Consider the following 12,969-nt stretch of genomic DNA (forward strand, 5'->3'; position numbering starts at 1 on the left):
ATTGATCATATCCAAACCATTTCCTACGTCAACAATTCTTTTTTCTTACGTCAGAATGCGAGGCATCAACGGATGGCTGACGTATCATTAGCCCCCTAACGACAGCCATCGGGACCACCCTGCATGCTCGCCCTTTTTATCCAGACGCTGAACATCACGGCGCCGGTGTTCGCCATGCTGTTCATGGGCGTGCTGCTCAAGCGCATCAAGGCCATCAACGACGGCTTCATCCACACCGCGTCGTCGCTGGTGTTCAACGTGTGCATGCCGGCGCTGCTGTTTCTGGGGATTTATCACGCCGACCTGACCGCAGCGGTCAAACCCGGGCTGCTGGTGTTTTTCGTGGCAGCCACTCTGGGCAGTTTTGCCCTGGCCTGGGGGGTGGCCCTGTGGCGCTGCCCGCGCGAGGATCGCGGGATTTACACTCAGGGCGGTTTCCGCGGCAATAACGGGGTCATCGGCCTGGCGCTGGCAGCGAGCATGTACGGCGATTACGGTATCTCGCTGGGGGCGATCCTCGCCGGCCTGGTGATCCTGCTGTACAACTCGCTGTCGTCGGTGGTGCTGGCGGTGTACAGCCCGAGCATGAAGTCCGACCCCTGGAGCATCTTCAAGAGTATCCTGCGCAACCCGCTGATCATCAGCGTGCTGTTGGCCACGCCCATGGCCTACGGGCAAGTGCCGCTGCCGAACTGGCTGCTGACCTCCGGCGATTACCTGGCGCAGATGACCCTGCCGCTGGCATTGATCTGCATCGGCGGTACCCTGTCGCTGGTTTCGCTGCGTGAGAGTGGCGGCCTGGCGGTCAGCGCCAGCCTGGTGAAGATGATCTGGCTGCCGGTGATCGGCACCCTGGCGGCCTGGCTTTGCGGTTTTCGCGGGGCGGAGCTGGGCATCCTGTTCCTGTACATCGGTAGCCCGACCGCCGCCGCCAGTTATGTCATGGCCCGAGCGGCCAACGGTAACCATGAACTGGCCGCCTCGATCATCGTGATAACCACGCTGATGGCCGCCATAACCACGAATATCGGCATTTTCCTCTTGCAGTGGGGCGGCTGGATCTAGATTCTGTGCCGACAATAAAGCCAACACTGCCTTCCACCTTCAAGGACACTTCATGCAAGAACAGAACCCCCCAGAGCGATTACAGCGCGGGTTGAAAAATCGCCATATCCAGTTGATTGCCCTGGGTGGCGCCATCGGTACCGGCCTGTTTCTGGGCATTGCCCAGACCATTCAGATGGCCGGCCCGGCCGTGCTGCTGGGGTACGCGATTGCCGGCCTGATGGCGTTCTTCATCATGCGCCAGCTGGGCGAGATGGTGGTCGACGAGCCGGTTGCCGGCAGCTTCAGCCATTTTGCCCACCGCTACTGGAACGAGTTCGCCGGTTTCGTTTCCGGCTGGAACTACTGGGTGGTCTACGTCCTGGTCGGCATGGCCGAGCTGACGGCCGTGGGCATCTACGTGCAGTACTGGTGGCCGGACTTCCCGACCTGGGCGACGGCGGCGATCTTCTTCGTGGTGATCAACCTGATCAACCTCACCCAGGTGAAGGTCTATGGCGAGATGGAGTTCTGGTTCGCCCTGGTCAAGGTCATCGCCATCGTCAGCATGATCGGCTTTGGCGCCTGGCTGCTGGCCAGCGGTAATGGCGGGCCGGATGCCAGCGTGGCCAACCTCTGGCAGTACGGCGGCTTCTTCCCCAATGGCTTCACCGGTTTGCTGATGGCCATGGCGGTGATCATGTTCTCTTTCGGCGGCCTGGAGCTGGTTGGTATCACCGCCGCCGAAGCCGACGATCCGCGCCACAGCATACCGCGCGCCACCAACCAGGTGGTCTATCGCATCCTGATTTTCTACATCGGCGCCCTGGCCGTGCTGCTGTCGCTGTACCCGTGGCAGAAGGTGGTGCAGGGCGGCAGCCCGTTCGTGATGATCTTCCACAACCTGGACAGCAACCTGGTGGCGACCATCCTCAACGTGGTGGTATTGACCGCCGCGCTGTCGGTGTACAACAGTTGCGTGTACTGCAACAGCCGCATGCTGTTCGGCCTGGCCAGCCAGGGCGACGCGCCGCGTGCCCTGCTCAAGGTCAACCGCCGCGGCGTGCCGCTGACCGCACTGGCGGTTTCCGCCCTGGCCACCGGCCTGTGCGTGCTGATCAACTACTTGATGCCGGGCGAGGCCTTCGGCCTGCTGATGGCGCTGGCGGTATCGGCGCTGGTGATCAACTGGGCAAGCATCAGCATCACCCACCTGAAGTTCCGCCGCGCCAAGCAGGCGTCGGGCGAGTCGACCTTCTACCGGAGCTGGGGCCACCCGGTGACCAACTACCTGTGCCTGGCGTTCATCGGGCTGATTCTGGTGGTGATGTACCTGACCCCGCCGATCCGCATCTCGGTGATGCTGATCCCGGCCTGGATCGCCACCCTGGGCGTGGCTTTCTGGCTGAAGAAGAAGGGGCAGAAGGCCGCCGTCGTCAGCAACTGACGGCCTCGCCCTAAGTGATCGATCAGCCCTGCTGGTAGCTGTCGATCACTTCCTGGGCGGCGCGGAAGGCATCGACCGCCGCCGGCACGCCGGCGTATACCGCGCAGTGCAGCAGCGCCTCACGAACCTCCTCGACCGTACAACCGTTGTTCAAGGCGCCGCGCACGTGGCCCTTGAGCTCTTGCGGGCACTTGAGTGCGGTGAGGGCGGCGAGGGTGATCAGGCTGCGGGTTTTCAGCGGCAGGCCTTCGCGGCTCCAGACGCTGCCCCAGGCATGCTCATTGACGAAGTCCTGCAGCGGCTGGCTGAAGTCGGTGGCGTTGTTCAGTGCGCGATCGACGAAGGCATCGCCCATGACCTGGCGGCGAACCTGTTCGCCGGATTTGTTGTTGTCGCCCATGTTGTTTTCCTTAGTGTTGGCGGCGCCAGGCACGCAGGGTGGTGTACAGCAACAACGCCCCCAGTGCTGGCAATGCGTAGAACAGCATCAGTTTTTCAAGTCGGCTGGCCAGCGGCATGCCGGTGGTGAAGGCCACCACATGCAGGCCATAAGCCAGGTACAGGCAGAGGAACACCAGCCCCTCGGCACGCGTCACCCGGTAACCCGAGTAGAACACTGGCAATGCCAGCACCGCGACCCCGAGCATCACCGGCAGGTCGAAGGCCAGGGCATTGGGCGAGATCGACAGCGGCTCGGGGGCGACCAGCGCGGTCAGGCCGAGTACCGCCAGCAGGTTGAACAGATTGCTGCCGATGACGTTACCTACGGCGATCTCCCGCTCACCACGCAGGGCGGCGATCAGCGAGGTGGCCAGTTCCGGCAGGGAGGTGCAGACGGCCACCACGGTCAGGCCGATGACCCGTTCCGACAGCCCCAGGTCCTGCGCTACCTCCACTGCTGCCTCCAGCAGCAGATGGCCGGCCAGGCTGAGCAGGCCTAGCCCGGCCAGCATCAACAGCACGCTCCCTAGCCAGAATCGGCCACCACGCTGCGGGCGCGGGCCGGGGGCAGGGTAGGTGCGGGCATGGTGTCGGGACTGGTGCCAGAGTATCGCCAGGTAGCCGAACAGGCCGCACAACAGCAGGGCACCCTCCAGGCGCCCCAGCAGTTCGTTGAAGGCCAGCAGGTACACTGCCAGGCTGGCGACGATCATCAACGGGATGTCCAGGCGCACCAACTGGCGCGAGACCCGCAGCGGAATGATCAGCGCGGCCAGGCCCAGGGTTACCAGGATGTTGAAGATGTTGCTGCCGATCACGCTGCCGACGGCGACATCCGGCGCGCCGGTGTAGGCCGCCTGCAGGCTGACGGTCAGTTGCGGTGCGCTGCTGCCGAATGCCACCAGGCTCAGGCCGATGATCAGTGGTCGGACTTGCAGGCTGGCGGCCAGGCGCAGGGCGGCGCGTACCAGCAGTTCGGCGCCGGCGATCAGCAACAGCAGGCCGATGCTCAGTTGCAACAGGCTGAAAGTAGGTAAAGCGGCCAGGTCGAAAATGGTCGTGCTCCGGGGGCAGGTCAGTCGCTGAGACTTTGTACCCGTACGCGCGCGGTTCCGCTACGGATCATCCCGAGTTTTTCCGCGGCAGCGCGCGACAGGTCGATCAGCCGGCCACGGGTATGCGGGCCGCGGTCGTTGATGCGGACTACCACGCTGCGTTCGTTGTTGAGGTTGGTGACTTTGACCCGCGTGCCGAAGGGCAGGCTACGGTGGGCAGCGGTCATGCCGTGTTGGTTGAAGGCTTCGCCACTGGCGGTGCGTTTACCGTGGTGTCGGGAGCCGTAATAGGAGGCGGTGCCGGTCTTGTCGTAACCGCGGGAGTCGATATCGTGGCTGGCGCAGCCGGCCAGCAGGGTGAAGAGCGCGAGTGCGCTGAGGGGACGCCACATCAAATCAGTTGCTCCGAGGTGAAGTGATCACCTGTGGGAGCCGGCGTTGCCGGCGATGGGCTGCTCGGCAGCCCCAGAAACTGGCAAGGCTTCGCCTTGCATCGCCGGCAACGCCGGCTCCCACAGGGTAATGCGAACTACCCTTCGAGCTTGCTCTTGAGCAATTGGTTCACTTGCTGCGGGTTGGCCTTGCCCTTGGAGGCTTTCATGGCCTGCCCGACGAAGAAGCCGAACATCTTGCCGCGCTTGGCTTCGTCAGCGGCGCGGTACTGCTCGACCTGCTCGGCGTTGGCTGCCAACACTTCGTCCAGGACCTTCTCGATCGCACCGCTGTCGGTGACCTGTTTCAGGCCCTCGGCTTCGATGATCTGGTCGGCATCGCCGTCGCCGGCGGCCATCTTCTCGAACACTACCTTGGCAATCTTGCCGCTGATGGTGTTGTCGAGGATGCGCTTGAGCATGCCGCCCAGGTGCGCGGCGCTGACCGGCGACTGGTCGATTTCCACGCCCAGCTTGTTGAGCAGGCTGCCCAGCTCGACCATGACCCAGTTGGCGGCAAGCTTGGCATCGCCACACACGCCGACCACCTGTTCGAAGTAGTCAGCCTGCTCACGGCTGGTCGCCAGCACGTTGGCGTCGTAGGCCGAGAGGCCGAACTGGCTCTGGAAACGCTCGTGCTTTTGCGGTGGCAGCTCGGGCAGGGTGGCGCGGATGTCTTCGAGGAAGGCGTTCTCGATGACCACCGGCAACAGGTCCGGGTCGGGGAAGTAACGGTAGTCGTTGGCTTCCTCCTTGCTACGCATGGAGCGGGTCTCGTCCTTGTTCGGATCATACAGGCGGGTTTCCTGGATGACCCGGTCGCCATCTTCGATCAGCTCGATCTGACGCTGCACTTCGGTGTTGATCGCGCGCTCGATGAAACGGAACGAGTTGACGTTCTTGATCTCGCAGCGGGTACCGAACTCGGCCTGGCCTTTCGGGCGAACCGAAACGTTGCAGTCGCAACGCAACGAGCCTTCGGCCATGTTGCCGTCGCAGATGCCCAGGTAGCGCACCAGGGCATGGATGGCCTTGACGTAGGCAACAGCCTCTTTGGCGCTGCGCATGTCCGGCTCGGAGACGATCTCCAGCAGTGGCGTGCCGGCGCGGTTGAGGTCGATGCCGGTGGAGCCGCTGAAGTCTTCGTGCAGGCTTTTGCCGGCGTCTTCTTCAAGGTGCGCACGGGTAATGCCGACGCGCTTGACGGTGCCGTCTTCGAGGGCGATGTCCAGGTGGCCCTTGCCGACGATCGGCAGTTCCATCTGGCTGATCTGGTAGCCCTTGGGCAGGTCAGGGTAGAAGTAGTTCTTGCGCGCGAACACGTTGTGCTGGCCGATTTCGGCATCGATGGCCAGGCCGAACATGCAGGCCATGCGCACCGCTTCCTGGTTCAGCACCGGCAGTACGCCGGGCATGCCCAGGTCGATCAGGCTGGCCTGGGTGTTCGGCTCGGAGCCGAAGGTGGTGGAGCTGCCGGAGAAAATCTTCGACTGGGTGGCGAGCTGGGTATGAATCTCCAGCCCGATGACAACTTCCCATTGCATGTGGTGATCCCTCAGAAGCCGTTAGGTACGCGAGTGTGCCAATCAGTGACTTGCTGATAGCGGTGCGCGACGTTGAGCAGGCGGCCTTCGTGGAAATACGGCGCGAGCAACTGCACGCCAACCGGCAGACCATCGACGAAACCGGCCGGCATCGACAGGCCTGGCAGGCCGGCGAGGTTGGCGGTGATGGTGTAGACGTCTTCCAGGTACTCAGCGACCGGGTCGTTGTTCTTGGCGCCGATTTTCCAGGCCAGGTTTGGCGTGGTTGGGCCGAGAATGACGTCGACGTCGTTGAACGCAGCCATGAAGTCGTTCTTGATCAGGCGACGGATTTTCTGCGCCTGCAGGTAGTAGGCATCGTAGTAACCGGCCGACAGAGCGTAGGTACCGACCATGATCCGGCGCTGCACTTCGGCACCGAAGCCTTCGCCACGGGAGCGCTTGTACAGGTCGGTGAGGTCGACGGGGTTCTCGCAGCGGTAGCCGAAACGCACGCCGTCGAAACGCGACAGGTTGGACGAGGCTTCTGCCGGGGCGATCACGTAGTAGGCCGGAATCGCGTGCTGCATGTTCGGCAGGCTGATTTCCTTGACCACCGCGCCGAGCTTTTCCAGCTCTTTGACGCTGGCCTGGACCAGGTCGGCGATGCGCGGATCGAGGCCGGCACCGAAGTATTCCTTCGGCAGGCCGATGCGCAGGCCCTGGAGCGAGGCGTTGAGACTGGCGCTGTAGTCCGGCACCGGTTCATCGATGCTGGTGGAGTCCTTGGGGTCGAAGCCGGCCATGCCTTGCAGCATTAGCGCGCAGTCTTCGGCGGTACGGGCCAGCGGGCCACCCTGGTCGAGGCTCGACGCGTAGGCGATCATGCCCCAACGCGAAACACGACCGTAGGTCGGTTTCAGGCCGGTCAGGCTGGTGAGTGCCGCCGGCTGGCGGATCGAGCCGCCGGTGTCGGTGGCAGTGGCTGCCGGCAGCAGGCGCGCGGCAACCGCGGCAGCCGAACCACCGGAAGAACCACCGGGCACGTGCTCGAGGTTCCACGGGTTTTTCACCGCGCCGTAGTAGCTGCTCTCGTTGGCCGAACCCATGGCGAATTCGTCCATGTTGGTCTTGCCCAGGGTCACGGTGCCGGCTTCGGCCAGCTTGCTGACCACCGTCGCGTCGTACGGCGCCTTGAAGTTGTCGAGCATCTTCGAGCCGCAGCTGGTGCGGATGCCCTGGGTGCAGAACAGGTCCTTGTGGCCGATCGGCGCGCCGAGCAGGGCGCCGTTCTCGCCGGCGGCGCGGCGGGCGTCGGCGGCCAGGGCCTGGCTGATGGCCAGTTCTTCGGTGACGCTGATGAAGCTGTTGATTTGCGGGTCGAGCTGGTTGATCCGCGCCAGCAGGGCACGGGTCAGCTCTTCGGAAGAAAACTTCTTGTCGGCGAGTCCGCGGGCGATCTCGGCCAGGGTCAGTTGATGCATGGCAGGCTCTATTCCCTTACTCGATGACTTGCGGAACCAGGTACAGGCCGTCTTCCGTCGACGGGGCGATGGCCTGGTAGCTGTCGCGATGGTTACTTTCTGTTACCACATCGGCGCGCAGGCGCTGAGTGGCTTCCAGAGGGTGGGCCAGTGGCTCGATGCCAGTGGTGTCGACCGCTTGCATCTGGTCGATCAGTCCCAGAATACTGTTCAGGGCATCGGTAGTGCGTGGCAGATCGCCTTCATTCAGGCCCAGTCGGGCCAGATGAGCGATCTTTTCCACGTCGCAGCGTTCAAGCGCCATGGGGATCTCCTGGGAAAACAGAAACGGATTTGCTCCGCGATGAGGAACATGCTGGCAGTATTACGGTCATAAGGCCGCGATCATGTGCAGGCTTGCTCGGAAAAACCGCCAATTTAACATATTGGTGCCTTGCCCAAAATCCCCGCCGTTGTTAGAGTTTGCCGCACTTTTTTACCCACGCGTTGCCTAGGGTCACTTTCCCATGTTCAAGAAACTGCGTGGCATGTTTTCCAGCGATCTTTCCATCGACCTGGGCACTGCCAACACCCTTATTTACGTGCGTGAGCGCGGTATCGTCCTGAATGAGCCATCGGTTGTGGCCATTCGTACTCACGGCAACCAGAAAAGTGTCGTCGCTGTCGGTACCGAGGCCAAGCGCATGCTGGGCCGTACGCCTGGCAACATTGCTGCCATTCGTCCGATGAAAGACGGCGTGATCGCCGACTTCAGCGTTTGCGAAAAAATGCTGCAGTACTTCATCAACAAGGTTCACGAGAACAGCTTCCTGCAGCCAAGCCCGCGGGTTCTGATCTGCGTGCCGTGCAAATCGACCCAGGTCGAGCGCCGGGCCATTCGCGAGTCGGCGCTGGGCGCCGGTGCCCGCGAAGTGTTCCTGATCGAAGAGCCGATGGCGGCCGCCATTGGTGCCGGCCTGCCGGTTGAAGAAGCCCGCGGTTCGATGGTCGTCGATATCGGTGGTGGTACCACTGAAATCGCGCTGATCTCCCTGAACGGTGTGGTTTACGCCGAATCCGTACGGGTCGGTGGCGACCGTTTCGACGAAGCCATTGTCACCTACGTACGTCGCAACTACGGTAGCCTGATCGGTGAATCCACCGCTGAGCGCATCAAGCAGGAAATCGGTACTGCCTACCCGGGCGGCGAAGTCCGTGAAGTCGATGTCCGCGGCCGCAACCTGGCCGAGGGCGTGCCACGTGCCTTCACCCTGAATTCCAATGAAGTGCTTGAAGCCCTGCAGGAATCCCTGGCGACCATCGTCCAGGCGGTCAAGAGCGCCCTGGAGCAATCGCCGCCAGAGCTGGCTTCGGACATCGCCGAGCGTGGCCTGGTGCTGACCGGTGGTGGCGCCCTGCTGCGCGACCTCGACAAGCTGCTGGCCCAGGAAACCGGCCTGCCGGTAATCGTCGCCGAAGACCCGCTGACCTGCGTGGCTCGCGGTGGTGGCCGTGCCCTGGAAATGATGGACAAACACACCATGGACCTGCTCTCCAGCGAATAAGCCGGAGCCTGCAGTTCACGCCGCCCGGTTTACAGGTAGTGCCCACAGTGCTACCTGTATGTGCTGGGCTGACGTCCGTGTGGGCGTCGTTTTCCGTCAATCCGCAAGCAGGCCGGTGCGTTGCCGTATGAATGACCTCTTGAATCGTCGTCCACGAGGAGCGGCCCATTAAACCGCTTTTCGCCAAGGGCCCTTCGCTGGGCGTACACCTGCTCGTGCTGGTTGTGCTGTCGATCACCCTGATGGTGGTCGATGCACGCTTCACCCTGCTCAAGCCTCTGCGCAGCCAGATGGGCCTGGTGCTGATGCCGTCCTACCTGGTTACCGATCTGCCCCAGCGCTTGTGGCAGGGGGTTGCCAGCCAGTTTGGCAGCCGTACCGAACTCGCTGCCGAAAACGAGAAACTCAAGACCGAAGCCTTGCTGCTGCAAGGTCGCCTGCAGAAGCTGGCGGCCCTGACCGAGCAGAACGTGCGTCTGCGCGAGTTGCTCAACTCGTCGGCGCTGGTCAACGAGAAGGTCGAAGTCGCCGAATTGATCGGCGTCGATCCCAATCCTTTCACCCACCGGATCCTGATCAACAAGGGCGAGCGCGATGGCGTGGTCCTCGGTCAGCCGGTGCTCGACGCACGTGGCCTGATGGGCCAGGTGGTCGAACTGATGCCCTACACCGCGCGGGTATTGCTGCTCACCGACACCACCCACAGCATTCCGGTGCAGGTCAACCGCAACGGCTTGCGGGCGATTGCCAGCGGTACCGGCAACCCGGAGCGCCTTGAGCTGCGCCACGTTGCCGACACCGCCGACATCAAGGAAGGCGACCTGCTGGTCAGCTCGGGCCTCGGTCAGCGCTTCCCGGCTGGCTACCCGGTGGCCACGGTCAAGGAAGTGATCCACGACTCCGGCCAGCCGTTTGCCATCGTCCGGGCGATCCCGACGGCTGCGCTTAACCGCAGCCGCTACCTGCTGTTGGTGTTCACCGACAGCCGTTCGCCCGAGCAACGTGCCAGCGATGCCGCGATTGCCCAGGAACAGGCTGATCGTCAGGGCCTGCCTGCTTCGGCGGCGGGTACTGCGCCGGCCACGTCCCCGGCTGTGCCTGCTGCGGTCACACCGGCAGCGTCCGCTTCGACGCCAGCAGCACCAGCGCCTGCCGCACCCGCCACTCCGGCAACCAGTGCCCATCCGCCCGCCACGGCAGCCCCCGCAGCCCCTGCTGCAACGCCGGGCGCGCCAGTCATTTCCCGGGAGAGACACTGATGGTAAGCACCCGCAGCCGTAATGGCTGGGTCGTCTGGCTGACCTTTCTGATCGGTATGCTGCTCAGCGTATCGCCGATGCTGCCCTTCGCCGAAGTGTTCCGGCCGATGTGGCTGGCACTGCTGCTGGCCTTCTGGACCCTGGCCCTGCCGCACCGGGTGGGCATGACCACCGCATTCGTCCTGGGCCTGGCCGAGGACGTGCTGTATGGCACCTTGCTGGGGCAGAACGCCCTGGTGCTGACCCTGATCACCTTCCTGGTGCTGTCGTTGCAACAGCGTTTGCGGATGTTCCCCATGTGGCAGCAGAGCCTGGTGATCCTGGTGATCTTCGGCCTGGCCCAGTTGATCCAGCTGTGGCTCAGTGCCCTGACCGGCAACCGCCTGCCGACCCTGGCGCTGATCTGGTCGGCGGTCATCAGCGCCTTGCTCTGGCCGTGGATCAGCTATGGCCTGCGTGGTCTGCGCCGCCGCCTGAGCATCAACTGAGCACTCACATTCGACGCTGACAGGGAGACGTCAAGATGACCCTGCTGTACCTGGCCTCTGGCTCGCCACGCCGCCGTGAGTTGCTCACCCAGATCGGCATTCCCTTTACTTCGCTGAGTGCCGCGATCGACGAGACGCCGCTGCCCGCCGAATTGGCCGAGGCGTATGTCGAGCGTCTGGCGCGGGAAAAAGCCTGCGCCGGCCTGGCGTCGTTGCCCCAGGGTGACGACAGCCCGGTAGCGGTGCTGGGTGCCGATACCGCCGTGGTGCTCGAAGGTCGAATTCTCGGCAAGCCACAACACCGCGAAGATGCCCTGGCGATGCTGGCAGCCCTTTCCGGGCGCGAGCATCAGGTGCTGACCGCCGTCGCCGTGGCCGATCATCAGCGTTGCCTGAGCGTCAGTGTCAGCAGCCATGTGCTGTTTCGCTCCATCGGTGCTGAGGAAGCCGAGGCCTACTGGGCCAGCGGCGAACCGGCCGACAAGGCCGGCAGCTATGCCATACAGGGTCTGGGGGCAGTTTTCGTACAACGCCTTGAAGGCAGCTATTCGGCGGTGGTCGGCCTGCCGCTGAATGAAACCGCCGAGCTGCTCGGTCAATTCGGCATCCCTTGCTGGCAGCGCCTGCCGGCCCGTTGAGCGAGGATAAGCCAGAACAGCCCTAGCCAGTCGCCCGCGAGCGATCCATCATTACTGAATTCCTTTGACGAGAGCCTGCCATGAGTGAAGAGATTCTGATCAACATCACACCGATGGAATCACGCGTGGCGGTGGTGGAAAATGGTGTACTGCAGGAGGTGCATGTCGAGCGCACCCAGCGCCGTGGCATCGTCGGTAACATCTACAAAGGCAAGGTGGTGCGGGTGCTGCCGGGCATGCAGGCGGCGTTCGTCGACATCGGCCTGGACCGCGCAGCGTTCATTCACGCCTCGGAAATTTCCCTGCGCGAAGGCTCGTCGGTCGAGAGCATCAGTGCCCTGGTGCATGAAGGACAGAGCCTGGTGGTGCAGGTGACCAAGGACCCGATCGGCTCCAAGGGCGCGCGCCTGACCACCCAGTTGTCGATCCCGTCCCGTTACCTGGTGTACATGCCGCGCACCAGTCATGTCGGCATTTCCCTGAAGATCGAAGACGAGGCCGAGCGTGAGCGCCTCAAGCAGGTGGTCACCGACTGCATCGCCCAGGAAAACATCCAGGACGCCGGCGGTTTCATCCTGCGTACCGCCGCCGAAGGCGCCGGGGCCGATGAAATCCTCATGGACATCCGCTACCTGCGCAGGCTCTGGGAGCAGATCGGCACCCAGATCAAGACCGTCGGCGCGCCGACCGAAATCTACGAAGACCTGGGCCTGGCCCTGCGTACCCTGCGCGACCTGGTCAACCCGAAAATCGAGAAGATCCGTATCGACTCGCGGGAAACCTTCCAGAAAACCACGCAGTTCGTCGCCGAACTGATGCCAGAGATCGCCGATCGTCTGGAACATTACCCAGGCGAGCGGCCGATCTTCGACCTTTATGGCGTCGAAGACGAGATCCAGCGCGCCCTCGACCGCAAGGTCCCGCTCAAGTCCGGCGGCTACCTGGTGGTCGACCCGGCCGAGGCGATGACCACCATCGACGTCAACACCGGGGCCTTTGTCGGCCACCGCAACCTCGAAGAGACCATCTTCAAGACCAATCTGGAGGCGGCCACCGCCATTGCCCGGCAACTGCGCCTGCGCAACATCGGCGGGATCATCATCATCGACTTCATCGACATGGAAGATGAAGAACACCAGCGCCAGGTGCTGCGCACCCTGGAAAAACAGCTGGAGCGCGACCATGCCAAGACCAACATCATAGGCATCACCGAGCTTGGGCTGGTGCAGATGACCCGCAAGCGCACCCGCGAAAGCCTCGAGCAGGTGCTGTGCGAGCCGTGCTATTGCTGCCAGGGACGCGGCAAGCTGAAAACCCCCGAAACTGTCTGTTACGAGATTTTTCGCGAGATCCTTCGTGAAGCCCGCGCCTATCAGGCCGAAGGCTATAGAGTATTAGCCAACCAGAAGGTGGTCGACCGCCTGCTGGACGAGGAATCGGGCAACGTTGCCGAGCTCGAAGCCTTCATCGGCCGAACCATTCGCTTCCAGGTCGAGTCCATGTATTCCCAGGAACAATACGATGTGGTGCTGCTCTGACTCGGTCTGAACACCAATGCGCGCTGTCCGGGCTGGCAAACCGCCGGCTTGCGGCCATAGTTAAGGCACGAACCGGA

The 12,969-nt window shown here is 63.1% G+C and carries 13 protein-coding genes; 7 read left to right on the plus strand and 6 right to left on the minus strand.

Annotated features, from left to right (window positions below; genetic code table 11):
- Window positions 1-123: 123 nt before the first annotated feature.
- Both LOY45_RS04660 and LOY45_RS04665 read left to right on the plus strand, forming a co-directional pair.
- Entirely contained in the window at window positions 124-1,065 is a 942-nt protein-coding gene (locus tag LOY45_RS04660; RefSeq protein WP_115088606.1) for an AEC family transporter, read from the plus strand.
- Between the two features lie 52 nt (window positions 1,066-1,117).
- Entirely contained in the window at window positions 1,118-2,491 is a 1,374-nt protein-coding gene (locus LOY45_RS04665; RefSeq protein WP_115088605.1) for an amino acid permease, read from the plus strand.
- Window positions 2,492-2,513: 22 nt separating this feature from the next.
- Here the strand turns inward: LOY45_RS04665 and LOY45_RS04670 are convergent, their stop codons facing one another.
- The 6 genes from LOY45_RS04670 to gatC form a co-directional block, all read right to left on the minus strand.
- Window positions 2,514-2,891, minus strand: coding sequence for a carboxymuconolactone decarboxylase family protein (locus tag LOY45_RS04670; RefSeq protein ID WP_258578807.1), 378 nt, complete (start codon window positions 2,889-2,891; stop codon window positions 2,514-2,516).
- A 10-nt stretch (window positions 2,892-2,901) separates the two neighbouring features.
- Window positions 2,902-3,945, minus strand: a complete 1,044-nt coding sequence (locus tag LOY45_RS04675) for a calcium/sodium antiporter (RefSeq protein ID WP_233673386.1) — start codon at window positions 3,943-3,945, stop codon at window positions 2,902-2,904.
- A 62-nt stretch (window positions 3,946-4,007) separates the two neighbouring features.
- The gene (locus tag LOY45_RS04680; RefSeq protein ID WP_115088603.1) at window positions 4,008-4,379 is read right to left on the minus strand and encodes a septal ring lytic transglycosylase RlpA family protein; all 372 of its coding nucleotides are present in this window, start codon (window positions 4,377-4,379) and stop codon (window positions 4,008-4,010) included.
- 137 nt (window positions 4,380-4,516) lie between these two features.
- The gene (gatB, locus tag LOY45_RS04685; RefSeq protein WP_258578808.1) at window positions 4,517-5,962 is read right to left on the minus strand and encodes an Asp-tRNA(Asn)/Glu-tRNA(Gln) amidotransferase subunit GatB; all 1,446 of its coding nucleotides are present in this window, start codon (window positions 5,960-5,962) and stop codon (window positions 4,517-4,519) included.
- 11 nt (window positions 5,963-5,973) lie between these two features.
- Entirely contained in the window at window positions 5,974-7,425 is a 1,452-nt protein-coding gene (gene gatA, locus LOY45_RS04690; protein WP_258578809.1) for an Asp-tRNA(Asn)/Glu-tRNA(Gln) amidotransferase subunit GatA, read from the minus strand.
- 16 nt (window positions 7,426-7,441) lie between these two features.
- Complete coding sequence (gene gatC, locus LOY45_RS04695; protein WP_115088600.1) at window positions 7,442-7,729, minus strand: Asp-tRNA(Asn)/Glu-tRNA(Gln) amidotransferase subunit GatC; 288 nt, start codon at window positions 7,727-7,729, stop codon at window positions 7,442-7,444.
- Window positions 7,730-7,931: 202 nt separating this feature from the next.
- Between gatC and mreB the strand changes: the two genes are divergently transcribed.
- From mreB to rng, 5 genes are all read left to right on the plus strand, one after another.
- The gene (gene mreB / locus LOY45_RS04700; protein WP_008371426.1) at window positions 7,932-8,969 is read left to right on the plus strand and encodes a rod shape-determining protein MreB; all 1,038 of its coding nucleotides are present in this window, start codon (window positions 7,932-7,934) and stop codon (window positions 8,967-8,969) included.
- Between the two features lie 197 nt (window positions 8,970-9,166).
- Complete coding sequence (gene mreC, locus LOY45_RS04705; protein WP_420832718.1) at window positions 9,167-10,228, plus strand: rod shape-determining protein MreC; 1,062 nt, start codon at window positions 9,167-9,169, stop codon at window positions 10,226-10,228.
- Window positions 10,228-10,716: a rod shape-determining protein MreD gene (gene mreD / locus LOY45_RS04710; RefSeq protein ID WP_010223402.1), complete on the plus strand. Its 489-nt coding sequence runs from the start codon at window positions 10,228-10,230 to the stop codon at window positions 10,714-10,716. Before mreC ends, mreD begins: the two co-directional genes overlap by 1 nt.
- Before the next feature lie 35 nt (window positions 10,717-10,751).
- Window positions 10,752-11,354 (plus strand): Maf family protein, encoded by a 603-nt coding sequence (locus LOY45_RS04715; protein WP_233673292.1) that lies wholly within the window; start codon window positions 10,752-10,754, stop codon window positions 11,352-11,354.
- A gap of 80 nt (window positions 11,355-11,434) precedes the next feature.
- Window positions 11,435-12,892, plus strand: a complete 1,458-nt coding sequence (gene rng, locus LOY45_RS04720) for a ribonuclease G (protein WP_010223400.1) — start codon at window positions 11,435-11,437, stop codon at window positions 12,890-12,892.
- Window positions 12,893-12,969 lie beyond the last annotated feature (77 nt).

Source organism: Pseudomonas wadenswilerensis (assembly GCF_024749185.1).
GTDB classification, from domain to species: Bacteria; Pseudomonadota; Gammaproteobacteria; order Pseudomonadales; family Pseudomonadaceae; genus Aquipseudomonas; species Aquipseudomonas wadenswilerensis.